This window comes from Cryobacterium sp. TMT1-2-2, assembly GCF_004403505.1.
Lineage (GTDB): Bacteria > Actinomycetota > Actinomycetes > Actinomycetales > Microbacteriaceae > Cryobacterium > Cryobacterium flavum.
The window spans coordinates 26059-52459 of record NZ_SOGS01000014.1; the positions used below are offsets into that span (position 1 = coordinate 26059).

Below are 26401 nucleotides of genomic sequence, written 5' to 3' on the forward strand. Positions count from 1 at the left end.
CGTGCGTGTTGATTCGGCTCAGAGCGCCGGAACAGTTTCGCCCGTGCGCACGACCATCTTTCCGGTGTTCTCGCCGCGCATGAGGCCGAGGAACGCCGCGACGGTGTTCTCGACGCCGTCGACGATGGTCTCGTCGAAGACGATCTCACCGGAAGCCAACCAGTTCGCCATCTCGGCGGAGAACGCCGGGAGGTGCGACCAGTAGTTGCCGATCGTGAAGCCCGTCAGAGTGAGGCCGCGGGTGACGATGTTGGACATATTGTTGGGGCCGGCCGGGGCATCCGTGCTGTTGTAGAGCGAGATCGCGCCGCACAGGGCAGCACGCCCGCCGTCGTTGAACGACGCGAGGGCTGCCTCGAGGTGTTCACCTCCGACATTGTCGTAATAAACGTCGATGCCGTCTGGCGCTGCGACGGCCAGCTGGTCTGTGATGGATCCGTCCTTGTAGTTGAACGCGGCGTCAAAGCCGTACTTGCTGGTGAGCAGGGCCACCTTCTCGGGCGATCCGGCCGAGCCGATGACGCGCTTGGCCCCCTTGAGCCGGGCGATCTGGCCGACCATACTGCCGACCGCGCCCGCTGCGCCGGAGACGAACACGGTGTCGCCTTCTTTGAGCTGTGCGATCTCGAGCAGGCCGACATAGGCAGTCAGTGCAGTCATGCCGAGCACGCCGAGGTAAGCGGAGGTCGGAACGCCGGGGAGCTCGGGAACGACCCTGAAGCCGGCGGCGTCCTCCTGCACCAGGTCACGCCAGCCGTACTGATGGGTGACGACGTCGCCGATGGCGAACGCCTCGTTTGCGGAGGCGATGACGCGGCCGACAGCCGCGCCGGTCATGGTCTCACCGAGCACGAACGGCGGTATGTAGCTCCTCACATCGTTCATCCGGCCACGCATGTACGGGTCGACGGAGATGAATTCATTCGCGACTCGAATCTGGCCGACTGCAAGCTCCGGCAGGTCGACGGTCACGGTGCGGAAGTCCGCATCCGTCGGCCAACCGACGGGACGATTTACGAGCTGGATTTGGGTACTGACGGTGCTTGACGCCATGGTCGGCTCCTCTGCTAGTTCTAGAACGATCGTTTTACTATATAGTGGACTCATCGGTACACAAAATTGTCCGATCGTCGGACAGGATTCAAGGAGCGAACATGGGGCGGATGCAGACCTTTGACAGCGGAGTGGTCGTGCAGGCTGCGCGAAACCTGTTCTGGGACAAGGGGTTCGACGGCGCATCCCTGGCCGAGCTGGAGGCGGCCACGGGCGTCGGGCGGTCCAGCCTGTACCACGCGTTCGGGAGCAAACGCGGGCTCTTCGACGCCGCGGTCACCGACTATCTGGAGACGGTGATCCGGCCACGGCTGGCCGGATTGCGAGCGAGCCCCCGCGATTCCTCAGCCCTGCTCGAGTACTTCGCCGGCCTCGCCCGCGCAACGGTCACGCAGGCCCCCGACTCAGCGCAGACCGGATGCCTTCTGGTCAATTGCGCCGCCGGCCTCGCTGCGCACGACGAGCCGACCCGCGCAGTCGTGGAGGGATATCGCATCGAACTGTCCGAGGCGTTAAGACACGCGCTCGAAAACGCCGCAGCCCCGTCGCCGTCAGCGGCGGAATCCGTCGACGAGCGCGTGCGCACCCTGACTTCCTTGTCGATCAGCGCGATGCTGATGGCCCGGGTCAACCGCGACGAGGCGATCGCCCTGCTGGCCACGGCGTCGAACCAGATCAGGGACTGGTTCCCGGACCCTGTGATCTGAGCCACAAGATCAAGTTATTTGTCCGGGCGCACCTTGTGTAGCCAGGCGCAGGTTATACGGTGCGCCCAGCTACCGAACCTGCGCCCGGAGCGACGGGGCGCACGAACTCAGGCCGGGCGAACGACCGCGTTCACCAGGGTTCCGATGCCTGCGATGGACATCGTGACCGTGTCGCCGTCCTCGACGGCGGCGGCGGTGTCCATCGGCCCGGCCAGAATCACGTCGCCCGGCAGCAGGGTGAACACGCTGGAGGCGTACGCGACGAGGGCCGCGACGGTCTCCTCCGTCGGGGTCGAATCGTCGTCGCCGAGCTCCACCGCCTGAAATTCCTCATCGTTGATCAGGCCGCGCAGCGGTGTGGCCGCGTCGTCGAAGTCGGTCTCAATGACGGGTCCGAGCGGGAGGAAGGTGTCGAAGGCGCCGGCCCGGGTCGTATCCCGCTCGGCGAGGTCGGTCGCGGTGACGACCGTGGCGACGGTGTAGCCGAAGACGAGGCCGGTGGCATCCGCTACCGAGACATTCTTGGCAATCTTGCCGATAATAATGGCGAGTTGGCCGTCGACCTCGACACGTTCGGAGGCTGCCGGCAGCACGATGGCGTCGCCCGGCCCGACGACGGCGGTGTTGGGCTTCAGTACAAACACCGGCTCGGCGCCCGCCTGCTGCACCGCCACGATCTTGGAGCGTGGAATCACCGGGGCGAGCAGTTTCACGTCAGCCAAAGCCACGCGGTCGCCGGTGGTGTCGAAGCCGGCGAACATCGGGTCACTCGTGAGCACGACCAGTTCGTGCTCGTCAACGATGCCGAACGCAATGGCGCCCTGGTAGCTGTAGCGTGCGATCTTCACGTTGTGCGCCTTCCGCGGCCCCGAGACAGGGCCAAAAGCTTCAGTTTAGTCGAGTGAGCCAGCCGTGACGATCGGGCACGCGTCCATACTGAATGTCGGTGAGTTCTTGCCGAAGCGACAGGGTGATCTGACCGGCGGGGGCATCCGGGTCGCCGATGGTGAAGTCCTTCGCCTTGACCTGACCGATCGGCGTGACCACGGCGGCGGTTCCGCAGGCGAAGACCTCGGTGATGGCGCCGGATGCGACACCCTCACGCCACTCCCCCAGGGTCACCTCGCGCTCCTCCACGGTCATTCCGCGGTCGCGTGCGAGTTGCATGATGCTGTCGCGGGTGACGCCCTCGAGGATGGATCCGGTCAGGCGCGGCGTGACAAGCGTGTCGGTGCCGTGCACGAAGAACACGTTCATGCCGCCCAACTCGTCGATGTGGCTGCCGGTTTCACCGTCGAGAAAGAGCACCTGGGCGCAGCCGTTCTCATAGGCTTCCATCTGCGGCAGCAGCGAGGCGGCGTAGTTTCCGCCGCATTTGGCGGCGCCGGTCCCGCCGCGGCCGGCGCGGGAGTACTCGGTCGAGAGCCAGATCTTCACCGGGGCGACACCGTCGGCGAAGTAGGCGCCGGCGGGGCTCGCGATCACGTAGAAACTCACCTTGTGGGCGGCACGCACCCCGAGAAAGCTCTCATTGGCGATCATGAACGGACGCAGGTACAGGCTGGTCTCGGGCGCCGAGGGCACCCAATCGCCGTCGATCGCGATCATCTGCTTGACCGACTCGATGAAGTCTGCCACCGACAGTTCGGGCAGCGCGAGGCGGTGGGCGGAACGCTGGAGACGCTGCGCATTTTTTTCGGGCCGGAAGGTCCAGATCGAATTGTCGGCGTGCCGGTAGGCCTTGAGGCCCTCGAAAATCTCCTGGCCGTAGTGCAGCACCGAGGAGGCGGGGTCGAGCAGCAAAGGGCCGTACGGGGTGACCCGCGCGTCGTGCCAGCCGGCTTCGACCGACCAGTCGATCGTGACCATGTGGTCGGTGAAGTGCTTGCCGAAGCCCGGGTCGGCCAGAATCTCTTCCCGTTCGGTCTCGGCGCGCGCGTCGGTCGACGGAGTGAGGGCAAAAGTCAGGGGGAAAGTCACGGTCATTTCAGTACCTTGTCTGTCAGAAGGGTCACGATGGCGTCTCCCACCTCAGCGGTGCTGCGTCGCACGAGAGCGGAGCGGCGAGCAAGGTCGTCGGCGACCGCCTCGTTGACGTGAGCCGCGGCATCCGTCAGCCCGAGATGATCGAGCAACAGTGCCACCGAGAGGATGGCCGCGGTCGGGTCGGCGAGTTGCTGGCCGGCGATATCGGGGGCCGAGCCGTGCACCGGCTCGAACATGCTGGGAAAGCGACCCGTCGGGTTGATATTGCCGGAGGCCGCCAAGCCGATGCCGCCGCTGATTGCCGCTGCCAGGTCGGTGAGAATATCGCCAAAAAGGTTATCGGTGACGAGTACATCGAATCTACTCGGATTCGTGACGAAGAAAATGGTCGCCGCGTCGACATGCAGGTAGTCAACCGCAACCTGGGGGTACTCGGCGGCTACCTCGTTCACGATGCGCTGCCACAGACCGCCGGCGAAAACGAGCACGTTGGTCTTGTGCACGAGGGTGAGGCGTTTGCGCTCGCGACCCTGGGCCACCTCGAAGGCGTACCGCACAACGCGTTCCACCCCGTAGGCGGTGTTCACCGACACCTCGTTGGCGACTTCCTGCGGCGTGCCGCGACGGATGGCGCCGCCGTTGCCCACGTAGGGGCCCTCTGTACCTTCGCGTACAACGACGAAGTCGACCACGCCGGGCGCGGCGAGCGGGCTCGTGACGCCGGGGTAGATCGTGCAGGGCCGCAGGTTCACATAGTGGTCGAGTGCGAAGCGCAGGCCGAGCAGCAGCCCACGCTCGATGTTGGCGTCTTTCAGGCGTGGGTCGCCGGGAACGCCGCCGACAGCACCGAGCAGAATCGCGTCGTGCTGCTGGATCGACGCGAGGTCGGCATCCGTGAGTACATCCCCGGTTTCGAGGAACCGCGCGGCACCCAGCTGAAAGGTGCTCGTCTCAATCGTGACGTCATCGCGGGCAGTGACGGCGCCGAGTACCTTCACGGCCTCGGCGACAACTTCCGGTCCAATCCCGTCTCCGGGAATGACAGCGAGTTTGATAGTACGAGACATGTGGCTCCGAAACAGTCAATGATCACCTGAATTGCGTATAGTCAAACCTTACCTTTCTCACCGAAGTGCCTAGGCTTGTCCCTAGCGCACCACCAACGGAAAGCAGGAAATCATGAGTATCGGACTAGGAATCTTTCTGCTCGTCGTCGGCGCCATTCTGGTCTGGGCCCTCGACGTGACCGTCACCGGCATTGATCTGACGCTCGTCGGCTACATTTTGCTCGCGGCCGGAGCACTGGTGACGATCCTCGGCATCGTGTTGATGACCCGCCGCCGCAATAGCGTAAGCACCACCCGCACGATCGCCGACCCGGCGAACGGCGAGCAGGTCACGCGTCGCGAGAACTCGATCGACGACCTGTAGCTCGGCCCCAGCACGCGAAAGCGGGTGAAGTGTTGCTTCAGCACTCGCGAAACAACGCTTCACTCGCTTTCGCGGGCTTTAGCGGGCTTTAGCGGGCCCGGCGCAGCGACAGCAGCGCCACGACGGCCGCTCCGAGCACCAGCGCGACGCCGATCCAGGCGGTCAGGCCCACACCGCTGTCGAAGGCGTGTCGGGCCGACTCGAGCAGCTGCTGCCCGGCCGCGGGCGAAAGATGGCCGGCCACGGACACCGCTCCGCCGAGAGTCTCCCCCGCCGCCAGCCGGTCGGCCGCGCTCAGGCCGTCCGGCAACAGTACCGCCGCCCGGTAGGACACGGTGAGGATGGTGCCGAGTACGGCCGTTCCGAGCACCGCTCCCAGTTCGTAGGCTGTTTCAGACACAGCGGATGCCGCCCCTGCCTTGTCGGCCGGCGCGGTCGCCACGATGAGCTCGTTCGAGACGGTTTCGGCCGCGCCAATTCCGATGCCGAGCAGCACGAAGGCGACGCCGATCCAGAACGCATCGATTGCACCGCCGCGCAGCGCGATCGACGCGAATCCAGCCACCGACACCAGCAGCGCCACGGGCACCACCCGCGACGGCCGTACCCGGCGTGCAATCGGCACGATCAGCAGTCCGGCCACGATCATCGCGGCCAGGCCGGGAACGAGCACCAGCCCGGCGTTCAACGGCGACAGCCCGAGCACGAGTTGCAGGTGCTGCGAGATGAAGAACAGGCAGCCGACCAGCGCCGTGACACTGAGCAGGTTGACGCCGACCGCGCCGCTGAAAGCGCCGCGTCGAAACAGCCCCATGTCGAGCATGGGGTTCGTCACATGCAGCTGTCGACGCACGAACCAGACGCCGAGCCCCAGTCCGAGCGCGACCGGGGCGACCGTGATCCAGGTCACGCCGTGCTCGGCGATGCTCTTGATGCCGTAGACGATCGGCAGCATGGTGCCGAGTGAGAGGGCAATACTGAGCAGGTCGATGCGCCCCGGGTGCGGATCCCGCGATTCGGTCACCAGAATTGGCGCCAGCACGAGCAGCGGCAGCAGAACGGGAACGGCGATCAGAAAGACCGAGCCCCAGGCGAAGTGCTCGAGCAGAATGCCGCCGACCACCGGGCCAAGGGCGCTGCCAGCCGCAAAGCCGGTGGCCCAAATCGCGATAGCGAGGCGACGCTGGTCGCGGTCGACGAAGGTGGAACGCAGCAGCGACAGAGTCGACGGCATGAGCATGGCGCCGAAGAATCCGAGGGCGGCGCGGGCGATGATGAGCCCCTCGATGCTCGGGGCGAAGGCCGCGAACACCGAGACCACACCGAAGCCGGCCGAACCGATCATCAGCAGGCGGCGACGTCCGATGCGGTCGCCCAGGCTGCCCATTGCCACGAGCAGTCCGGCCAGCACCAGAGGGTAGATGTCAACCATCCAGAGCAGCTGCACACCGCTCGGCAGGGTGGCCGTGGAGATCGCCGGCAGGGCGAAGTTGAGCACGGTGTTGTCGATCGACACGAGCAGTACCGGTAGCATGAGCACCGCGAGGGCCCACCAGCGCCTGCGGTCGTGCCGTACTGGCAAAGCGGATACCGCGGTGCTGGCCGATCCGGCTGCCCGCGTCGCGCTGCTTCGACTCTCTGCCGCACGGCTTTGGTCGGCGCGGTTCGAGGCGATACCGGGCAGGGTAATGGAATTGGTGGGAACAGCGGGGGCAGACACGATCTCGTTTACTTTCTGGGTTCTTTCTCGACCGCCACGGGCGGAGCAACAAATTCAACTGTACCGGCTAGACGGTATAGTTGTCTAGTTCGCCCGTGCCCGACCGAGAGTTTGCGTGTTCGTTACCATGGCCCATATGCCGAAAAATGCTGCCGCACCATCCGTTCCCACCCGGGATCGTCTGCTCGACGCCTTCGAAGACCTGCTGGTCGAGGGCGGCGAGCGGTCGGCGACGCTCGATGCCGTCGCGGCGGCCGCTGCAGTCTCCAAGGGCGGTCTGCTGTACCACTTCGCGTCGAAGGACGCCCTGGTCGACGGTGTTCTGGCACGGTTGGACGCGCTCGCCCTGCAGGACGCCGAAAATATTCGCACCGCCCCGGCCGGCCCGGTCGACTATCTCATTCGCACCTCGGTGCACACCGGCAGTCCCCTCGACCGCGCCTATATTGCCGGGTCGCGTTTGGCCCAGGGCCGGGATCCCCGTGCCATGCAGGTGCTCGCCGATATTCGTCGGCGCTGGCTGTCGGTGATCGAAGAGGCCGTGCACGACCCGGATACCGCCCAGGCGATCATGCTGATCAGCGACGGTCTCTACGTCAACAGTTCACTGGCCGAGAACGAGCTGGCACCGCAGGATCCCACGGATGCGGCGATGACGCGGCTGATTGCCCTGATCGGCCGGCTTCTGCCCGGCTCCTAGAGATACACGAGTGGGCGCCTACAGGGCAGGCGCCCACTCGCATCCGTTCTAAACAGGCCTATTCGGTGAGGTCGATCGCCACCATGATCTCGGCGTCGATCGCGGCGCGCACCGCGGTGAGCAGTCCGGCCGGAACCTCGGAGTCGACGGTCAGCACGCTGAGCGCCTTGCCGCCGGCCACGTGACGGGCGATCTGCATGCCGGCGATGTTGATGTTGGCCTCGCCGAATTCGCGACCGTACACGGCGACGATTCCCGGGCGGTCGGCGTAGAGCATGACGATGAGGTTCTTGGCGAAGGGAACCTCCACGTCGTAGCCGTTGATCTCGACGATCTTCTCGATCTGCTTGGTGCCCGTGAGGGTACCCGAGACGGAGACCTGCGAACCATCGGCGAGGGCACCGCGCAGCGTGATCACGTTGCGGTACTCGGGCGATTCGGCGTCGGTGAGCATGCGCACCGTGACACCGCGCTGCTCGGCCAGCAACGGTGCGTTGACGTACGAGACGGTTTCGCTGACCACGTTCGTGAAGATGCCCTTGAGCGCAGCGAGCTTGAGCACGCTGACGTCGTACTCGACGAGTTCGCCGCGCACCTCGATGTCGACGCTCGTGAGCGGGCTGTGCGCGGCGAGGCCGGAGAACACCTGGCCGAGCTTCTCGACCAGCGGGATGCCGGGGCGCACGTAGGGGTCGATGACGCCGCCGGCCACGTTGACCGCGTCGGGAACAAGTTCGCCGGAGAGCGCGAGGCGCACGGACTTGGCGACGGAGACGCCGGCCTTTTCCTGCGCTTCGTCGGTCGAAGCGCCGAGGTGCGGGGTGGTGATGATGTTGTCGAGTCCGAGCAGCGGCGAACCGGTCGGCGGTTCGTTGACAAACACGTCGAGGCCGGCGCCGGCGATGGTGCCGGCGACGAGGGCTTCGTGCAGGGCGTCTTCGTCGATGAGTCCGCCGCGGGCGACGTTGACGACGAACGCGGTGGGCTTCATCAGCCCCAGCTGGGCGGCACCGATCATGCCGGTGGTCTCGGGGGTCTTCGGCATGTGGATCGTGACGAAGTCGGACTGGGCGAGCAGTTCGTCGAGGGTGACCGGGGTCACGCCGAGCTGCTGGGCGCGGGCCGAGGTGATGTAGGGGTCGTAGGCGATGACGTTTGTACCGAACGCCTGCATGCGGGCGGTGATGAGCGCACCGATACGGCCGAGGCCGATGATGCCGATGGTCTTTTCGTAGAGCTCGACGCCGGTGTACTTGGAGCGCTTCCAGGCTCCGTCGGCGAGGGCGCCTGACGCGGCCGGAATGTGCCGGGCCAAGCTCAGGATGTGACCCACGGTCAGCTCGGCGGCCGAGATGATGTTGGAGGTTGGTGCGTTGACGACCATGACACCGGCTGCGGTGGCGGCCTTGATGTCAACGTTGTCCAGGCCGACGCCGGCGCGGGCGATGACCTTCAGAAAGGGCGACGCTTTGATGGCTTCGGCATCCATTTTGGTGGCTGAGCGCACCAAAACTGCCTGCGCGGTGGCAAGCTCGGCGAACAGCGCGGAGCGATCCGTGCCGTCGACGTGGTGAATGTCAAAGTCGGGCCCGAGGGCATCGACGGTGGCGGGGGAAAGTTCTTCGGCGATCAGGACGACGGGCTTCGACAATAAAATCGGATCCTTAGATTGCAAGTGTCGGCGGCGCGACAAAGGGCGCTACTCGATTTCCACCCTACCGGCTGCACAATAGACCAATGAGCAGCGACGTAATAGACGGACTCCAACTGATTCTGCGCGTGATTCTCGCCGTGGTACTCATCGGCGCCGGAGTCACCCATTTTCTACCGGCGGTCAAGCGCACCATGGCGGCGATGATTCCGCCGCGCCTACGCCGGGATGGTTTGGCCAGCCCGGTCAATCTCGTACTGTTCACCGGAGTGTGCGAGATTGTCGGCGGCATTGGCCTGCTCGTTCCCTCGACCAGGGTGCTCGCGGCCGGGGCGCTGGTGCTCTTTCTGGCTGCGGTCTTTCCGGCCAACGCCTACGCTGCGCGCCATCCGAAGCGCTTTGGGCGGGTGGCGATTCCGTTCGTCCCCCGGCTCATCGCCCAGCTGGTGCTGATGATCCTTATCGTTCTCGCGGTGCTCTGACTAGACGATCAATCGGGCCAGGCTGAATAGGGCACCGAGGTCCAGCGATACAGCGGCAACCGCGCAGATCCCGACCAACAGGGTCAGGGCCTGCACGCCGAAAGCCCGGTTACGTCCGAGCCAGTAGGCCAGCGCGTAGACCAGAATCGGCAGGATCACCGCGAAAATCAGCACGGTCCAGCCGAAAGCGCTCAGCTGGGTGTCGAGTGACTGCGCCAGCAGGTTGAGCAGGGCCAAGTTGCCGATGGCTTCCCACACGTCGTAGGCATAGAACAGCCCGAAGAAGATCGCGATGGCGAGCAGCAGCCAGCGCGGCGGTCGACGACGGATGGCTGTGGTCGCGTCGCCGGTGCGCCCGTCTGTGTCACTCATGAGCCCGGTCCTGATCCGATAATGAAGGGCAGTGGGGCGAGAACGACGACGCCGATCAGAAGCCAGACCAGTCGGGCCCGCGGACGGCTCGTGGTGAGCCAGAAGGTGACCCCGAACCAAACCAGCGGCGCTGCCACGGCGAGCCAAGCGCCGAGGGAGAACATGAATTCGGCGACCGGGTCGCTGATCGGCTTCTCGATGCGAGCGACTCCAATGAACCAGCCGATCGTGTACAGCAGGTACATGCCGGCGAGAATGCCCATGCCGACGAGGGCGACCGAACTGACCGCTGCGCTCTGCGGTTCGGCATCCGGTTCGGCATCCGATTCAGTGCCGTCATCGGCCGGCTCGGTTTCGACCGCTCGCTGGGCTGACACTGACTGCTCTGGGATAGTCCATCCCTCCGGCAGGCCGGTTGGTTCGGGCGCGGCCCGACCGCTTCCCGTCGGCACCAGGGTCGGGTCGTCGTCGCCGGCCCAGTTCAGCGCATCGTCGTCACGTCTCGGATTCATTTTTCCAGAGTATCCGGTTACGGGCAGAGGCTAGCCGAACAGCGGCTTGACAGCCGTGATCAGCTGCTGCACGCCCAGAATGATGAAGAGCAGGGCGCAGATGCTCAGGGCGATATTGGTGAACCAGCGATTGCGCCACTCGTGCGGGATGCGCTTGCCGTTCAGCAGGCCGAGCAGGGTGATGGCGAGGAACGGCATGAACAGCGAGCCGAGTACGCCGTAGGCGAGGATCAGCCCAATCGGCGAGCCGAGCAGGAACAGGATCATCGGCGGGAAGGTGAGCCACAACAGGTAGAACTTGAAGTACTTGCCGCCGACCATGGTGTCGGGGTGACCCGACTTCTTGCCGCGCATATTGCCCCAGAAATCGGCGAACATGAGGCTCACGCCGTTCCACACGCCGATGATCGACGAGAAGGAGGCCGCCCAGAAGCCCACCAGAAAGCCGGTGCCGACGACGGCGCCGTACTTCTCATTGAGCACAGTCGACAGGTCGAGCAGGCCCTTGTCGCCGGCGCTCAGGGTGATGCCAGCGGCACCGACCACTTCGGCGCCGACGATGAGCATGGCCACGACGAAGATGCCGGTCATGACGTAGGCCATGCGGTTGTCGATGCGCATGACCTTCATCCAGCGCGGCGTAGACCAGCCCTTTTCGCGCAGCCAGTAGCCATAGGCGGCCAGGGTGATCGTGCCGCCGACGCCGCCGGCCAGGGCGAGCGTGTAGAGAACGCCGCCCTCGGGGATGATCGGCACGAGACCGCGCAGCATGGCGGGAAAATCGGGGGCGGCGATGACGGCGAGGCCGACGACCGTCACGAACATGATGCCCACGAGTACCGCGGTGATCTTCTCGAAGATGGCATACCGGCCGAACCAGACCATGGTGAGTCCGGCGACACCCATCAAGACCGCCCAGACCGGCAGCGGGAGCAGCGGGAACAGTGCCGCGAGGGGCAGAGCGGCCGAGGACATGGCAGTGGCGCCATAGACGAAGCCCCACAGCATGATGTACGGACCGAAGTACCAGGTGGTCCATTTACCGAGGGACCGCCAGCCCTCGAAGATGGTTTTGCCGGTGGCGAGGGTGTAGCGTCCGGCGCCCTCGACCAGCACGATCTTGAGGATCACGCCGAGGATGACCGCCCAGAGCAGGGCGTAGCCGTAGCGCGAGCCGGCCACGAGGGTGGCGACCATGTCGGCCGCTCCCACGCCGGTGGCGGCCACGACGAGGCCGGGGCCGACAATCTTCCACTTGGGAAGTTTGCCATCCGGGTCGAGCGTCGCCGGTGCGACCAGCTTCGAATCGTCGAGATTTTTGCCTGAGGTCATGGTGCGGCCGGCCTTACGCGAGTGGAGCGGGCGGCCCCGCAGACATCCGTTTAAGGGTAGACCTGCAGCGAAGCTGTGCGTCGGTGCACAGGACCAGCTGAACCGGCCATGCGACCGGTGCATTCCTCGACTCTACCCATAATGGAGTAATCAACGGGTTGTCACGCGGAGGTGAAGGCCACCGCCCGGTCGACTCCGTCATAGCCACCGGCCGGCGCTGCCAGACCGAACAAGGCGGCCACCGTTGGTGCGACGTCCATCGTGCGCGCCGGGTCCGACAGGGTGATTCCGGGGCGCACGCGCGGGCTTCCACCGGAAATGAAGAACGGAATCGGCTCCGTCGTCGGATGCCCGTGATTGCCCGGAATCGGATTAGACAGCACGGCCGGATCGGAAAAGCGCCAGCCCGCCCGGCAGTAGGCCACGAGGTCACCGGCCTCGTCGCCCAGTCGCAGCTCTGCGGGTTCATACACCGCGAGCACCCCCTCGTGGGCCGCGACCAGAGCACGGACTTCGGCGAGTCCGGCAGCACGGCCCGCGTCGCTGCCCACCCAGTACATCAGGTCGGCGCCGCCGTTCTGGCCGATGACCACCTGCTCGCGCAGTTCCGGGTGATTCTGCAAAATCAGATCAACCGAGATCACGTTCGACGGGATCGACCAATCCATCGAATGGTCAGCGAGCACCATGATCACACTGCTCTCCCAGAGCCCGACAGCGACCAGGTGATCGATGAAACGACCAATCTGAGAGTCGCTCAAGGCCAGAGCCGCGGTGCGGGCGATCTTGACCGAAGAGCCGGTTTCGTCAGAATGCCCGACCCGGTCGATATCACCGAAGTTAGCGAAGACCAGGTCGGGGTCCGACGCCGTGACCAGGGAGATGAGGGCATCCATCGTGAACTGGTCCGGCGCGTGGCCGCTCACCGGGACGAGCGGCGCCGGCTCCCACCGGTAGGTGGCGCGTTCGCCGAATATTCCGAACAGGTATTCCTTGCTGAGCACCGATCCGGTGGTCAGCCCTCCGGTTCGCAGTCGCTCGAGGACGGTCGAAAAGCGCAAATCACCCGGTCGGTCCAGGGTGCGCACGACACCTTCAGCACGGTCGTAGACGGCATTCGCCGGAACACCGGACCGGTCCGGCCGGACGCCAGTCATCATCATGACGTGATTGGGGATGGTCTCCATGATGGGGAGCGACCGGGCCGCCGGAAAATTGACGCCCTGTGTCCGCAGGGCGTGCAGACGGGGCGTGAGCTCGGGCGTGATCTCATCGGGGCGGCATCCGTCAATGACCAGCACGTACACCCGGGTACGGTCGGCGGGGACTCCCGGGTCTGCAGAAGCGGATTCCGCGGCCCAGGCCGCTCCCGGCGCTGCGGAGAGCACGACGGCAGCTCCGGCGCCCACGGCAATCTTGAGAAATGTCCGACGGTTGGCCGTGCCTTCTGCTCCGCCCACCGCTGCCAGCGAATCGAGGGCGCTCACAACGCGGCCGTCACCGTCTGCGTGCCGGCCGCGACCCGGAACGACGTCGACAGCGAGCTCGTGGACGCCGGGCTGGTGCGCTCCGACAGTACGTACCAGTCCATCCGCACCGCTGCCGGTGTCACCTCGAGCACGGAGAAGCCGTGCGAGTCGAAGTCGAGGTACTTGACGTGCGGGTTCGCGGTCCGGAACGCGGTTTCAACGGCGACGGACGCGGTGCGCGGCGGCACCCCGAGAATGTCGTCCAGATTGTCGCTGGTCACCGAGGTGCAGACCAGTTCGGTGGCGACGGAGGTGCCGGTTGTCGGGTAGGTAAGCGGGTCGGCCGGAATGTCGCAGGCCCAGCCGGAGTGGATGTCCCCGGTGAGGAAGACGGTATCCGTGACGCCGTGGTCGCGCAGGTGACTGATCACACGACTGCGATCGGCGGTGTAGCCGTCCCACTGGTCGACGTTGTACGGCACGCCGTCGATCGTCGTTGTACCGAGGAGGGCCTGCACTCCCCCGATCTCGGCGGTGGACAACGTCGACGGAAAGCGCACAGGCGCGATCATGACCGGGTTCCCCACGAGTTTCCACTGCGTGTCGGTTTGCGTGAACCCGTCGAGTAGCCAGTCCATTTGTGCGGTGCCGGTGATGGTGCGGTCGGGGCTGGAGATGTCGGCGCTGACCATGTTCGCGGCCTGCGCGCTGCGGTAGCTGCGCAGGTCGAGCATCGACACACTCGCCAGGTCGCCGAAGCCGAAGCGACGATAGAGCTGGCCGCCCACGTCGTAGCGCACCGGCATCCACTCGGCATAAGCCTGCTGGGACGCCTCCCGCCGCGCCTTCCAGGTGCCCTCGGCGCCCTCGGTGTGGTTTTCGGCACCCTCCGACCAGGCATCGTTGGCGGATTCGTGGTCGTCCCAGGTGACGATGAAGGGCACCGCGGCGTGCAGCGCCTGCAGGTCGAGGTCGGTTTTGTACTGCGCGTGCCGACGACGGTAGTGCTCGAGGGTGATCATTTCGGTCGTGGGGTCGTGTGGCCGCACGACCACGTCACGGGCCTGGTACTCACCGACGCCGTATTCGTAGAGGTAGTCCCCGAGGTGCAGCACGACGTCGAGGTCGCCGCGATCGGCCAGGTGGCGGTACGCGGTGAAGAAACCCGCCTGCAGGTTGGCGCAGGACACGACACCGAGGCGCAGGCGATCGATGGCGACGCCGGCGGCCGGGGCTGTCTTGGTGCGACCGACCGGGGAGGCGACTCCGCCGGAGCGGAAGCGAAACCAGTAGCTGGTGGACGGCCGCAGCCCGGTGGGTATCACCTTCACCGTGTGATCCCGGGCTGCACCGGTTATGGTCTTGCCCCTCGCTGCGACCCGCAAAAAGCCCGAGTCCTCTGCCACCTCCCAGGTCACCGAGACGTCGGGGCCCAGGCCCGACCCGGGTGCGGCCTCGGTCGTCGGAGTGACCCGAGTCCAGAGCAGGATACCGTCGGGCAGCGGGTCTCCAGAGGCGACGCCGTGGTCGAATCGGGTGCCGGCGGACAGGACGGCGGCGTTCGAGCTGGCTGGCTGGCCGCCCACGGTCGCTGCTGCGGCGCCGGCAACAACGAAAACACCGGCCGAGAAAAGGTCACGTCGAGAGAGGGTAGGCATCGCCCCAGTTTGGGGGGTGACTGACGAATACTTCGCAGTGAGATCATTCTGTTCACCGAGTGTTCAGCGCGGGCCGGCTGGTGTACGTCAGGCCAGTCGACGGATTCCGGCGCTCACGCACCAGGTCCACCCCAGAATACCCACGAGGGCCAGGCGCTCCGCGAGGCCGACCACACCGGGCGCCCAGATACTGGCGGCGACGACTGCGAGCAGACCGGTCAGGGTGAGTGCGGCGAACGCGACCGCCCACGGTAATGCCTGCGGCAAGAAGCGGTTCACCCGCAGCCAGATCGTCAGCACCAGGATCGCGATGAGGGCGCTGACAAAGCCGGCTGTAGCGACCGCGAGGTGGATGGCCCCGACCGTCGTGGACGTCTCCAGGGTCGACGCGTGCGCCGCGCTGACATCGGTCGGGAAGAATGCGAGAACGGCCGAGCTGGCTCCCCCCACCAGAAACAGCCCGAGGCCGACGCCGAGCACCCCGTCGCGGCGCGGAGGCAGCAGAGCCCGGTAGGCCAGGGCGATCGCCGCGACGGCGGCGATGCAGAACAGCGCGCGGCCCAGAAAATTGACGTTCATGATCCACCCGTACGGGCCGACGGCGAGGTTGCTCTCGGCGTCACTGATCGGGCTGTAGTGCGGCGGCAGAAATTGCAGCACCACGTCGATGAGCACATACAGCACGACGCCGACCATGGCCACGGTCGCCAGGCTGTGCCGCAGCGAACTCATCCGGCGCGTGCCGGTGCCGGAAAGTGCCATATCGACCAGTCTGTCGTTGGGAACGCACGAAGGGACCCTCGCGAACGAGGGCCCCTTCACTGATTCAAGCGGATGCCGCTAGCGCGAGACCGATCCGTCGGTGTAGTCGTCGTCGGTCGACGCGTTCCACGCGAACAGCTTGCGCAGGCTGCGGCCGGTGGCCTCGATCGGGTGCTCTTCGCCCTTCTTGCGCAGGGCGAGGAATTCCACACCGCCGTTGTCCTGGTCGGCAATGAAACGTTCGGCGAACGCGCCGCTCTGAATGTCGGCGAGAACGGCCTTCATGTTCTCCTTGACGCTCGGGTCGATGACGCGCGGGCCGGAGACGTAGTCGCCGTACTCGGCAGTGTCGGAGACACTCCAACGCTGCTTGGCGATGCCGCCCTCCCACATGAGGTCGACGATGAGCTTGAGCTCGTGCAGCACCTCGAAGTAGGCGACCTGCGGCTGGTAGCCGGCTTCGGTGAGAACCTCGAAGCCGTACTGGATCAGCTGTGAGGTACCACCGCAGAGCACGGCCTGCTCGCCGAACAGGTCGGTTTCGGTTTCTTCGGTGAAGGTGGTCTTGATACCGGCGGCGCGCAGGCCACCGATCGCCTTGGCGTAGCTCAGGGTGAGCGGCCAGGCGTTACCAGAGGCATCCTTCTCGACGGCGACGATCACGGGAACGCCGCGACCGGCTTCGAATTCGCGGCGCACAGTGTGGCCGGGTCCTTTGGGGGCAACCATGACGACGTCGACGCCGTCGGGAGCGGTGATGTAGCCGAAACGGATGTTGAATCCGTGGCCGAAGACGAGTGCCTTGCCGGCGGTGAGGTTCGGCAGCACATCATCCTTGTACAGGTGACGCTGCACCTGGTCGGGTGCGAGGATGACGATGACGTCGGCCCAGGCTGCGGCATCCGCTGTGGAGAGCACGGTGAAGCCAGCTTCTTCGGCCTTGGCCTTGCTCTTGGAGCCGTCCTTCAGGCCGATCTTGACCTCAACGCCGGAGTCGCGCAGGTTCTGTGCGTGGGCGTGACCCTGCGAGCCGTAGCCGATGACGGCCACCTTCTTGCCCTGAATGATCGACAGGTCGGCGTCTTTGTCGTAGAAAATCTCAGACAATGTGTATCTCTCCTCGTGAATTGATTGTTAGAAAAAGCTGAAAACGTTAGTTTTTGAAGACGCGCTCGGTGATCGATTTGCTACCGCGGCCGATGGCGAGCAGGCCCGACTGCGCGAGCTCGCGAATGCCGAACGGCTCGAGAACGCGCAGCAACGCCTGCGTCTTTCCGCTGTCGCCGGTGACCTCGATCACGACGGCATCCGTTGACACGTCGACGACGCGGGCTCGAAACAGATTCACGGCTTCGAGTACCTGAGAACGGGTGGTGTTGTCGACCTTGACCTTGATCAGGAGGTGTTCGCGCTGCACCGACTGGGCCGGGTCGAGCTCGACAATCTTGATGACGTTGATCAGCTTGTTCAGCTGCTTGGTCACCTGCTCGAGCGGTATGTCTTCGACGTCGACCAGAATCGTGATGCGGGACAGGCCGGGGATCTCGCTGTGGCCCACGGCGAGGCTTTCAATGTTGAAGCCGCGGCGCGCGAACAGGCCGGCGACGCGCGTGAGCAGGCCGGGCTTGTCCTCGACGAGCAGACTCAGAACGTGGCTCGTCACGGTTATTCTTCTCCCCAGGTCGGTGCGTGATCTTTGGCGTACTGCACGAAGCTGTTGCTGACTCCCTGCGGAACCATCGGCCAGACCATGGCGCCGGGGCTCACGATGAAGTCGATCACGACCGGGCGGTCGTTGGTGGCGAGGGCCAGTTTGATGGCGTCATCAACCTGGTCCTTGCTGGTGACACGAATGCCGAGCGCGCCATAGGCATCCGCCATTTTGACGAAGTCCGGCACCATGGCGGTGCCGTGACCGGTGTTGAGGTCGGTGAATGAGTGACGTCCGTCGTAGAACAGCGACTGCCACTGGCGCACCATGCCGAGCGAGGAGTTGTTGATGATCGCGACCTTGATCGGAATCTTGTTGATGGTGCAGGTCGCGAGCTCCTGGTTCGTCATCTGGAAGCAGCCGTCACCGTCGATCGACCAGACCACACGGTCGGGTTCGGCGACCTTGGCACCCATCGCCGCGGGCACGGAATAGCCCATGGTGCCAGCGCCACCGGAGTTGAGCCAGGAGTTGGGGCGCTCGTACTTGATGTACTGCGCCGCCCACATCTGGTGCTGGCCGACGCCGGCCGCATAGACGGCTTCGGGGCCGGTGAGCTCACCGATGCGCTGGATCACATACTGCGGGGCCAGCAGTCCGTCGGTCGGTTCGGTGAAACCGAGCGGGAACTCCTCCTTCAGGCCATGCAGATAAGTCCACCACTCGGTCGTGTCGGGGGCAGTCCCCTGGGCGGCCTCGGCCCAGGCCAAAGTCAGGTCAGCAATGACGTCCTTGGCATCACCGACGATGGGTACATCGGCCAGGCGGATCTTGGAGATCTCCGCCGGGTCGACGTCAACGTGCACGATCTTCGCGTTGGGCGCGAATTCGCTGATTTTTCCGGTCACCCGGTCGTCGAAGCGTGCTCCGAGCGAAATGATGAGGTCACTTTCCTGCAGCGAGAGCACGGCCGGAACCGTGCCGTGCATGCCCGGCATGCCGAGGTGCTGCGGGTGCGAGTCGGGGAAGGCACCACGGGCCATGAGGGTGGTTACGACGGGTGCACCGGTCGCCTCAGCCAGCGCGAGCAGTTCAGCGGATGCGTGGGCGCGAATGACACCGCCGCCCACGTACAGCACGGGCTTCTTCGCGGCGAGCAGCAGCTGGGCTGCCGCCTGCACCTGCTTGCCGTGGGCCTTCACGATCGGCCGGTATCCGGGCAGGTCGAGTTTGGGCGGCCAGATGAACGGCGCGAGGTTTTGCTGCGCGTCCTTGGTGATGTCCACGAGCACCGGGCCGGGGCGGCCGGTCGATGCGATGTGATAGGCCGAAGCGATCGCGGCCGGAATCTCTTCCGCGGTACGGGCCAAGAAGGAGTGCTTCGTGATCGGCATGGTGATGCCGATGATGTCGGCCTCCTGGAAGGCGTCCGTTCCCATCGAGGTGGAGAAGACCTGGCCGGTGATCGCGAGCAGCGGAACCGAGTCCATGTAGGCATCCGCTATGGCGGTGACGAGGTTGGTGGCGCCCGGACCGCTCGTGGCGATGGCGACGCCGACGCGACCGGTGGCGGATGCATAGCCCTCGGCGGCGTGGCCGGCACCCTGTTCGTGGCGCACCAGAATGTGGCGGATCTTGTCTTGCGTCATGAGCTCGTCGTAGAGCGGAATGACAGCGCCGCCGGGAATACCGAAGACGTCGGTCACGCCGAGCAGTTCGAGGGTGCGAATAATGGCGCCCGAGCCGGTGAGCATTTCCGGCTCCGCAGATGCGGGAGCTGAGGGCACGGGAGTGGTTTCCGTGGTCATGATCGTTGAATCCCTACTTCGAATCGATTGGTTGGGGGTGCCGCTGAGCGAGGTCGGCCGGTGCGTTCAGCCGGTAATGTCGGCCGGTACGTGCTGTTAGCCGGTAATGGCGCCTTCAGCGGCTGAGTGCACGAGCTTGGCGTACTTGGCGAGGACGCCGCGGGTGTAGCGCGGGGGAAGAGGCGCCCAGCCTTCTCGGCGGGCGGCCAGCTCAGCAGGTGCGACCAGTAGGTCAAGCGTGCGAGCTGCGATATCGACCCGTATCAGATCCCCATCGCGCACGAAGGCGATTGGACCTGCGTCCACCGCTTCGGGTGCTATGTGGCCGATACACAGTCCGGTTGTGCCGCCTGAGAATCGACCGTCCGTTAATAGTAGTACATCGGAGCCGAGGCCCGCGCCCTTGATGGCGGCCGTGATCGACAGCATCTCGCGCATTCCCGGCCCACCCTTGGGTCCTTCATAGCGGATGATGACGACGTCACCCTTGTAGATTTTGCCGTCGGTAAGCGCGTCCATCGCGCCGCGTTCCCGCTCGAACACCCGAGCCGGTCCTTCGAACACGGTCGCGTCAAATCCGGCGGTCTTCACCACAGCCCCCTCGGGGGCGAAGGTGCCCTTGAGGATGGTGATGCCACCGCTCTTGTGAATGGGGTTGTCAAGGGTGCGCAGCACCTCGCCGTCGAGGTCGGGCGGGTCGATCTCGGCCAGGTTCTCGGCCACGGTCTTGCCGGTGACGGTGAGCGCGTCGCCGTGAATCAGGCCAGCTTCAAGGAGCGCGCGCATGACGACGGGAACGCCGCCCTGACGGTCGACGTCGTTCATGACGTACTTGCCGAAGGGCTTGAGGTCGCCGATGTGCGGCACCTTGTCGCCGATGCGGTTGAAGTCGTCCAGGGTGAGCTCGACCTCGGCCTCGCGGGCGATGGCGAGCAGGTGCAGCACGACGTTAGTGGATCCGCCGAAGGCCATGGCCACGGCGATGGCGTTCTCGAACGCCTTGCGGGTAAGAATGTCGCGGGCGGTGATGCCGAGGCGCAGCATGTTGACGACGGCTTCGCCGGAGCGGCGGGCGAAGTAGTCGCGGCGACGATCAGCGGATGCCGGGCTCGCCGACCCCGGCAGGCTCATTCCGAGGGCCTCAGCCACGCTGGCCATGGTGTTGGCCGTGTACATACCGCCGCAGGCACCCTCGCCGGGAGCGAATGCACACTCGATGCGCTTGGCGTCCGCTTCGCTCATGCGGCCGGCCTTGACCGCTCCGACGGCTTCGAACGAGTCGATGATGGTGATGTCTTTTTCGGTGCCGTCGCTGAGCTTGACCCACCCCGGGGCGATCGATCCGGCGTAGAGGAACACGCTCGCGAGGTCGAGGCGGGCGGCGGCCATGAGCATGCCGGGCAGGGACTTGTCGCAGCCAGCCAGCAGTACACTGCCGTCGAGGCGTTCGGCCTGCATGACGACCTCGACCGAGTCGGCGATGACCTCGCGGGAGACCAGGGAGAAGTGCATGCCCTCGTGCCCCATCGAGATGCCGTCGGAGACGGAAATGGTGCCGAACTGCAGCGGGTAACCGCCACCGGAATGCACGCCCTCTTTAGCGGCCTGCGCTAGGCGGTCCAGCGAGAGATTGCAGGGTGTGATCTCGTTCCAGGAGCTCGCAATACCGATCTGGGGCTTGTCCCAGTCAGCGTCGCCCATGCCGACTGCACGGAGCATGCCACGGGAGGTGGTGGCCTCGATCCCATCGGTGACGTCGCGGCTACGGGGTTTCACATCGATCTCAGACATGCTTCCGAGTCTAGAACCTTGGCGGGCCCGGTCAGAGCGAACGGCCAGAGCGCAATGCGGCGATGCGCACCAGAACCTGGGTGACCTCCTGCGGGCTGCGCACCCGGTAGCCGGCGAGGGTTGCGCCCTGACCGATTTTGAGACCGACGTCATCCTCGTCGAGGGCGGCGAAGGCATCCTCGTCGGTCACGTCGTCGCCGGCGTAGAACACTCGGTCGGCGCCGGTGTAATCGCGCAGTTTCGCGAGGGCATCACCCTTGGTGCTGGAGCGCACCGAGAATTCCAGCACGTTCTTGCCTTCTCGAATGGTCAGCCCTGGCAGCTGGTCACCGAGTTGGTCGCGCGCCTGACCCTGCGCGGTCTGGCCGTCTTTCTCGGTGGCCAGGCGGGTGTGCAGGGCCAGGCCGGCGGGCTTGCGTTCAATCGTGGTGCCGGCAATGGACCCGGAGATGGTTTCGAGCACCCGGGCGAGGGTGTCGAGTTGCTCGAGCTCGGTGGAGAGCAGGTTGAGCTCGATCTCGGGGGTGTCCAGCTGCACCTCGATGCCGTGCGAGCCGGTGAGCAGCACCGCGCTCTGCGGCTGGGCGACGTGTTGCAGGCTGACCAGTGCCCGGCCGGAAACGAACGCGACGCGCACGCCCGGCAGGTCGAGCAGGGCCTGCACTGCTTCCCGGGTGCCGGCGATGGCGCGGGCATCTTCGGGGTGGTCGACGTGGGGGGCGAGGGTGCCGTCGAAGTCGAGGGCGATCAGCAGATTTTCGGCGCCCGCAATGCTCTGCAGCGCCTGATCGAGGTCGTCCGGGATTCCGGCCGGTACTGCCGCTCCCCCGGTGAGCGCGCGCAGGAACGAGGCCGACCAGGCGGCGACGTCGTTCTCGGCGACCTTGCGGCGGAGCGCGCGCATACGTCTGGTGCGCTCACGTTTGGGCATCTCGACCGCGCGCACGATCGCATCCTTGGTGCCGTCGATGTCGTGCGGGTTGATCAGGATGGCCTGTTTGAGTTCGTCAGCGGCGCCGGCGAACTCGCTTAGAACGAGAACGCCGTCCACGTCGAAGCGCACGGCCACGTATTCCTTGGCGACGAGGTTCATTCCGTCGCGCAGGGCTGTGACCAGCATCACGTCGGCGGCGAGGTACATCGCGACCATTTCTTCGCGCGGGTAACTGTGGTGGTGGTAGCTGATGGCGGTGTGGCTGATGGTGGAGAAATCACCGTTGAGGCGGCCGACTGCGAGTTCGATCTCGTCGCGCAGGGCCATGTAGGTGCTGACGCGTTCACGGGACGGGCTGGCGACCTGCACCAGGGTGACATCTTCGACGCTCAGTCGTCCGTCGGCGAGCAGTTCTCCGAAGGCCTTGATGCGGTGCCCGATACCCTTGGTGTAGTCGAGCCGGTCGACGCCGAGCATGAGGGTTTTCGGGTTGCCGAGGTCTTCACGAATCTGCCGTGCGCGGGCCTGGATCTCGGGGCGCCGGGCGAGTTCTTCGTAGGCGGCCGCGTCGATCGAGATCGGAAAGTGTTTGGCGATGACGCGTCGGCTGTCGCCGTTCTCGCCGGTCGGCACGTCGATGACGACGCCGCGGGTGGGATAGCCGTAGAGGCGACGCACCGCTTGGGAGAAGTTGCCGGCATCCGCTGCCCGTTGAAAGCCGATGACGTCGGCGCCGAGCAGGCCGTGCAGGATCTGTTTGCGCCAGGGCAGCTGCGCGTATATGCCATATGGCGGAAATGGAATGTGATTGAAGAATCCGATGACCAGGTCGGGGCGGGCTTCGCGCAGCATGCGGGGCACGAGCTGCAGCTGGTAGTCGTGCACCCAGACCGTGGAACCCGGGGCGGCCACCGCTGCGGCGGCGGCAGCGAATCGGCGGTTGACCGCGACGTAGGCATCCCAGGTCTCGCGGTGAAAGCTCGGCGGCGCGATGACGTCGTGGTACAGCGGCCACAGGGTGTCGTTGGAGAAGCCCTCGTAGTAGTCCTCAATGTCGGCTTCATTCAGCCGCACCGGAACCAGGGAGATGCCGTCGTTCTCGAACGGTTCGAAGTCGCGGTCGGCGACGCCCGGCCAGCCGACCCAGGCTCCGTGCGAAGAGCGCATCAGCGGTTCGAGCGCGGTGACCAGCCCGCCGGGCGACGTACGCCAGGTGACGGCGCCGTCGGCACCCTCCTCATAATCCACCGGAAGGCGGTTCGAGACGACGACGAGCGTGTAGGTGCCGGCCGGAGTATCGACGGGCACGATGGGCGCTCCTGGGTCAGTCTGGGACCGTGTGGATTCGGCTGAAGAAGTAATGGATCATCCGTTCCGGGCACACCCGAGGTGCACACCTGTGTTGCCCTACCAAGGTTACCAGCCGTCCAGCGCCCATTCCCGGGTAACCTGATGCCGGAGGTTCACATGCGAAAGTTCGTATTCAATAGTGCGATGATCGGCGTGATTGCCGGCGGCTGGAACACCGTGCAGGCTACGCGGCACGGCCCCCGGGATTGGCGCCTGGTAATGCTGTGGCTCGGCTGGGCTCTGAGCGCCGCTGTCGCCGTCGGCACCGTCATCGAAGATGCCAATAAACGCAAGATTGCGAGCTGACTTCCGCGCTTTTGCGGCGTGTCCACCGTCCCACAGGCATTGTGTCACCGAAAATGGACGAAGAAGTTTGTTGCTGGTTGCAACAGAGTGATCGTGTGTTTGGAAGGGGCTTGTCATGTTTGGTCGTCGACGCCGACGTTTGGCCGCGAGCGCAGCGATGAGTATCGCTCCGGCTCCGGTATTGCGCGACGAGCAAATCTTCGAGCTGCTGCACGACAAGCTCAGTGCGCTGGTCGGCGAGCACGGCGCCTGGACCCTGGTGGCCCGCAGCTCGGACGACACCGAGGTCATCTTTCACGGGTTGAAAGCCAGGGAGATCGCGACCGAGCTCACCGAGGCCATTACGACCGAGCAAGCCGCACTGCGCGGTGAGACCAGCGGTGAGCCGACCGCGCTGTCCTGGACTCCGGCGCCGATCACCACCTGGAGCGAACCGGCCGCAGCGTTGCCGGTGCCGGCCCCGACGAGCGATGCCGAGGTGGCCGCGGCATCCGCTGCCTGGATCGACAAGGCGTCAGCAACGCTCGCCTCGGCTCGTTTGGTCGCCTGATCCGGCTGCCCGCCGCGCCGATCCGGAGCGAATTCTCACCCTGCTGCTGACAGGATGGCCTGATGGCACTCAATATCGAGGACTACGCGCTCATCAGTGACTGCCACTCGGCGGCCCTCGTCGGACGCGACGGGAGCATCGATTGGCTCTGCCTGCCGCGCTACGACTCCGCCTCGCTGTTCGGCGCGTTGCTCGGTGACGAGAACCACGGCCGCTGGCTACTGGCCCCCGCCGATACGACAGCCACGGCCGTGCGCAGCTACCAGGGCGACACCTTCGTGCTCTCGACGGTGTGGACCACTTCTACCGGCCAGGTCGAGGTGCTCGATTTCATGCCGCACGGCGATGGTCGGGCCGACCTGGTGCGGCGCGTGCGCGGCATCAGCGGCACGGTGCAGATGGTCCAGGACCTGCGATTTCGCTTCGGCTACGCCACGACCGTGCCCTGGGTGCGGCAGCTGAAGGGCGAGAAGGTGCGCGGCCTCGTGGCGATCGCCGGCCCCGACGCCATCGTGGTGCGCGGCCCCAAGCTACGCGCCTCGGATCATCGCCACGTGTCACACTTCGAGCTCACCGCCGACGAGACGGTCGACGCGCAGATGACCTGGTATCCCTCGCATCGCGAGGTTCCGCCGGCCATCGACATTGACGCTGTCCACGCCTCGACCTGCGCCTGGTGGCAGAACTGGGCGTCGAGTTGCAGTCACGAGGGGCCGCTGCGCGCCGAGGTCGTGCGCTCGCTGCTCGTGCTGCGCGCCCTGACCCACGAGCAGACCGGCGGCATCGTGGCGGCGGCGACGACGTCGCTGCCCGAGCAGGCCGGCGGCACTCGTAACTGGGACTACCGCTACGTCTGGCTCCGCGACGCCTCACTCACGCTCGAAGTACTGCTCAGCCACGGCTACGAGGTGGAAGCCGACGGCTGGCGGGCCTGGCTGCTGCGCGCCATTGCCGGCGATCCGTGCGATGTTCAGATCATGTACGGACTCTCCGGCGAGCGCTATCTGCCCGAGCGTGAACTGACCAGCCTGCCCGGCTACGATGGCGCCTCCCCCGTGCGGGTCGGCAACGGCGCAGTCGACCAGTTTCAGTCCGATGTGATCGGCGAGGTTATGGTGGCCCTGCACGCTGCCCGCGCGGCCGGGGTGCAGGAGAACGAGTTCTCTTGGCCGCTGCAGCGTGCCCTTATGGGCTTTCTCGAGAAAAACTGGCGCCGTGCCGACCAGGGAATCTGGGAGGTGCGCGGTCAAGCCCGCGAGTTCACCCACTCGCGGGTGATGGTCTGGGCCGCCTTCGACCGTGCGGTGCGCGGCATCGAGGAGTACGGCCTCGACGGTCCGCTCGACCGGTGGAAGACCCTGCGTGACGAGGTGCGCGCCGACATCGAGAGCAGCGGCTTTGACGTAATTCGAAACAGCTACGTGCAGTACTACGGCAGCACCGAAGTGGATGCCTCCCTCCTCGTGCTCCCGCAGGTCGGCTTCTGCGCGCCCACTGATCCGCGCATGCTCGGCACCGTGGCCGCGATCGAGGCGGATCTCAGCCACAATGGCCTGCTCCTGCGGTATCGCACGCGCGCCGCCGTGGATGGCCTGCCGCCGGGTGAGCATCCGTTTCTGGCCTGCTCGTTCTGGTTGGTCGAGCAATACGCCGCCTCGGGACGCCTCGACGACGCCACCGCGCTCATGGACACCCTGCTCGGCTTCGTGAACGATGTGGGGCTGCTCTCGGAAGAATACGACGTGACCAACGGACACCAGATGGGCAACACTCCGCAGGCGCTCTCACACCTGGCGCTGGTGCGGGCAGCGGATGCGATCATGGCCGGCCGCGCCGCCTCGGTGCTCGCCGACTCGGCGGCGAGCACGCCGAACGGCACGTAGGTCGCAAAGCCTGATCGTCGGGTAGAGCCCCTCGATCGTCCCGCCCCGTCGGGACCCAAGGTGTGGAGCCCAACCATCTCGTCGGTCGAGCTTGTCGACCGCAATCGTCCAACGCGACCGGTCTGAGCTGGCCGCCGCGTAACGCTACTGCGGCGCTTCGAGCAGCGTCGGCTCCTGCATGAGCGGGTTCTTGCTGGGCAGCGCAATCAGGGTTTGCTCGGGATCAGTCTCGACCGGAGGTTGCAGCCAGTATGTTTCGTCGAGGAATAGGACCCGCCAGTGCCGATTGTGGA

The 26401-nt window shown here is 65.6% G+C and carries 24 protein-coding genes; 7 read left to right on the top strand and 17 right to left on the bottom strand.

Annotated elements, in window-relative coordinates:
• Positions 1 to 18: 18 nt before the first annotated feature.
• Positions 19 to 1053 (bottom strand): NADP-dependent oxidoreductase, encoded by a 1035-nt coding sequence (locus E3T35_RS09205; protein WP_134378671.1) that lies wholly within the window; start codon positions 1051 to 1053, stop codon positions 19 to 21.
• Positions 1054 to 1163: 110 nt separating this feature from the next.
• Here E3T35_RS09205 and E3T35_RS09210 point away from each other — a divergent pair, with 110 nt between their 5' ends.
• Positions 1164 to 1760 carry a TetR/AcrR family transcriptional regulator gene (locus tag E3T35_RS09210; RefSeq protein WP_241988797.1) on the top strand — a complete coding sequence of 199 codons (597 nt, stop codon included), beginning with the start codon at positions 1164 to 1166 and terminating at the stop codon, positions 1758 to 1760.
• 107 nt (positions 1761 to 1867) lie between these two features.
• Here E3T35_RS09210 and E3T35_RS09215 read toward each other — a convergent pair whose 3' ends face one another.
• From E3T35_RS09215 to E3T35_RS09225, 3 genes are read right to left on the bottom strand one after another with little or no spacing between them, the layout of a single operon-like run.
• Positions 1868 to 2608, bottom strand: a complete 741-nt coding sequence (locus tag E3T35_RS09215) for a fumarylacetoacetate hydrolase family protein (protein ID WP_134378675.1) — start codon at positions 2606 to 2608, stop codon at positions 1868 to 1870.
• A gap of 40 nt (positions 2609 to 2648) precedes the next feature.
• Positions 2649 to 3746 carry a branched-chain amino acid aminotransferase gene (locus E3T35_RS09220; RefSeq protein ID WP_134344615.1) on the bottom strand — a complete coding sequence of 366 codons (1098 nt, stop codon included), beginning with the start codon at positions 3744 to 3746 and terminating at the stop codon, positions 2649 to 2651.
• A complete protein-coding gene (locus E3T35_RS09225) occupies positions 3743 to 4813 on the bottom strand; it encodes a 3-isopropylmalate dehydrogenase (protein WP_134378677.1) in 1071 nt (356 codons plus the stop codon). The genes E3T35_RS09220 and E3T35_RS09225 overlap by 4 nt, the downstream gene beginning before the upstream one ends.
• Before the next feature lie 112 nt (positions 4814 to 4925).
• On the opposite strand from E3T35_RS09225, the gene E3T35_RS09230 reads away from it, so the two are divergent.
• On the top strand, positions 4926 to 5177 hold the full coding sequence (locus E3T35_RS09230; RefSeq protein ID WP_092341415.1) for a DUF6458 family protein: 252 nt from the start codon (positions 4926 to 4928) through the stop codon (positions 5175 to 5177).
• Between the two features lie 88 nt (positions 5178 to 5265).
• On the opposite strand, the gene E3T35_RS09235 is transcribed toward E3T35_RS09230, so the two are convergent.
• Positions 5266 to 6759, bottom strand: a complete 1494-nt coding sequence (locus E3T35_RS09235; RefSeq protein WP_241988800.1) for an MFS transporter — start codon at positions 6757 to 6759, stop codon at positions 5266 to 5268.
• A gap of 274 nt (positions 6760 to 7033) precedes the next feature.
• Between E3T35_RS09235 and E3T35_RS20030 the strand changes: the two genes are divergently transcribed.
• Positions 7034 to 7597: a TetR/AcrR family transcriptional regulator gene (locus E3T35_RS20030; protein ID WP_134344617.1), complete on the top strand. Its 564-nt coding sequence runs from the start codon at positions 7034 to 7036 to the stop codon at positions 7595 to 7597.
• A 58-nt stretch (positions 7598 to 7655) separates the two neighbouring features.
• Here E3T35_RS20030 and serA read toward each other — a convergent pair whose 3' ends face one another.
• Positions 7656 to 9248, bottom strand: a complete 1593-nt coding sequence (gene serA, locus E3T35_RS09245; protein ID WP_092341414.1) for a phosphoglycerate dehydrogenase — start codon at positions 9246 to 9248, stop codon at positions 7656 to 7658.
• 86 nt (positions 9249 to 9334) lie between these two features.
• Here serA and E3T35_RS09250 point away from each other — a divergent pair, with 86 nt between their 5' ends.
• Positions 9335 to 9730 (top strand): DoxX family membrane protein, encoded by a 396-nt coding sequence (locus tag E3T35_RS09250; RefSeq protein WP_134378679.1) that lies wholly within the window; start codon positions 9335 to 9337, stop codon positions 9728 to 9730.
• Here the strand turns inward: E3T35_RS09250 and E3T35_RS09255 are convergent, their stop codons facing one another.
• From E3T35_RS09255 to E3T35_RS09305, 11 genes are all read right to left on the bottom strand, one after another.
• On the bottom strand, positions 9731 to 10102 hold the full coding sequence (locus E3T35_RS09255) for a hypothetical protein (protein WP_134378681.1): 372 nt from the start codon (positions 10100 to 10102) through the stop codon (positions 9731 to 9733).
• Entirely contained in the window at positions 10099 to 10614 is a 516-nt protein-coding gene (locus tag E3T35_RS09260) for a DNA polymerase III subunit gamma/tau (protein WP_134378683.1), read from the bottom strand. Before E3T35_RS09260 ends, E3T35_RS09255 begins: the two co-directional genes overlap by 4 nt.
• 30 nt (positions 10615 to 10644) lie before the next feature.
• Positions 10645 to 11946 carry an Nramp family divalent metal transporter gene (locus tag E3T35_RS09265; protein ID WP_134378685.1) on the bottom strand — a complete coding sequence of 434 codons (1302 nt, stop codon included), beginning with the start codon at positions 11944 to 11946 and terminating at the stop codon, positions 10645 to 10647.
• A 161-nt stretch (positions 11947 to 12107) separates the two neighbouring features.
• A complete protein-coding gene (locus E3T35_RS09270; protein WP_241988798.1) occupies positions 12108 to 13433 on the bottom strand; it encodes an alkaline phosphatase family protein in 1326 nt (441 codons plus the stop codon).
• The gene (locus tag E3T35_RS09275) at positions 13430 to 15073 is read right to left on the bottom strand and encodes an alkaline phosphatase (protein ID WP_134378687.1); all 1644 of its coding nucleotides are present in this window, start codon (positions 15071 to 15073) and stop codon (positions 13430 to 13432) included. Before E3T35_RS09275 ends, E3T35_RS09270 begins: the two co-directional genes overlap by 4 nt.
• An 87-nt stretch (positions 15074 to 15160) precedes the next feature.
• Positions 15161 to 15835, bottom strand: coding sequence for a DUF998 domain-containing protein (locus tag E3T35_RS09280; RefSeq protein WP_134378689.1), 675 nt, complete (start codon positions 15833 to 15835; stop codon positions 15161 to 15163).
• Positions 15836 to 15913: 78 nt separating this feature from the next.
• On the bottom strand, positions 15914 to 16942 hold the full coding sequence (ilvC, locus tag E3T35_RS09285; RefSeq protein WP_134344625.1) for a ketol-acid reductoisomerase: 1029 nt from the start codon (positions 16940 to 16942) through the stop codon (positions 15914 to 15916).
• 46 nt (positions 16943 to 16988) lie between these two features.
• Positions 16989 to 17498, bottom strand: a complete 510-nt coding sequence (gene ilvN, locus E3T35_RS09290) for an acetolactate synthase small subunit (RefSeq protein WP_166789896.1) — start codon at positions 17496 to 17498, stop codon at positions 16989 to 16991.
• Positions 17499 to 17500: 2 nt separating this feature from the next.
• Positions 17501 to 19294 (bottom strand): acetolactate synthase large subunit, encoded by a 1794-nt coding sequence (locus E3T35_RS09295; protein WP_134344626.1) that lies wholly within the window; start codon positions 19292 to 19294, stop codon positions 17501 to 17503.
• Positions 19295 to 19390: 96 nt separating this feature from the next.
• Positions 19391 to 21085, bottom strand: a complete 1695-nt coding sequence (ilvD, locus tag E3T35_RS09300; RefSeq protein WP_134378693.1) for a dihydroxy-acid dehydratase — start codon at positions 21083 to 21085, stop codon at positions 19391 to 19393.
• A 31-nt stretch (positions 21086 to 21116) separates the two neighbouring features.
• Positions 21117 to 23327 (bottom strand): bifunctional alpha,alpha-trehalose-phosphate synthase (UDP-forming)/trehalose-phosphatase, encoded by a 2211-nt coding sequence (locus E3T35_RS09305; protein ID WP_241988799.1) that lies wholly within the window; start codon positions 23325 to 23327, stop codon positions 21117 to 21119.
• A 159-nt stretch (positions 23328 to 23486) separates the two neighbouring features.
• On the opposite strand from E3T35_RS09305, the gene E3T35_RS09310 reads away from it, so the two are divergent.
• From E3T35_RS09310 to E3T35_RS09320, 3 genes are all read left to right on the top strand, one after another.
• On the top strand, positions 23487 to 23675 hold the full coding sequence (locus E3T35_RS09310; RefSeq protein ID WP_092341404.1) for a hypothetical protein: 189 nt from the start codon (positions 23487 to 23489) through the stop codon (positions 23673 to 23675).
• A 115-nt stretch (positions 23676 to 23790) separates the two neighbouring features.
• A complete protein-coding gene (locus E3T35_RS09315; protein WP_134378697.1) occupies positions 23791 to 24225 on the top strand; it encodes a hypothetical protein in 435 nt (144 codons plus the stop codon).
• Positions 24226 to 24287: 62 nt separating this feature from the next.
• Entirely contained in the window at positions 24288 to 26108 is a 1821-nt protein-coding gene (locus tag E3T35_RS09320) for a glycoside hydrolase family 15 protein (RefSeq protein ID WP_134378699.1), read from the top strand.
• The last annotated feature ends 293 nt before the right edge of the window (positions 26109 to 26401 follow it).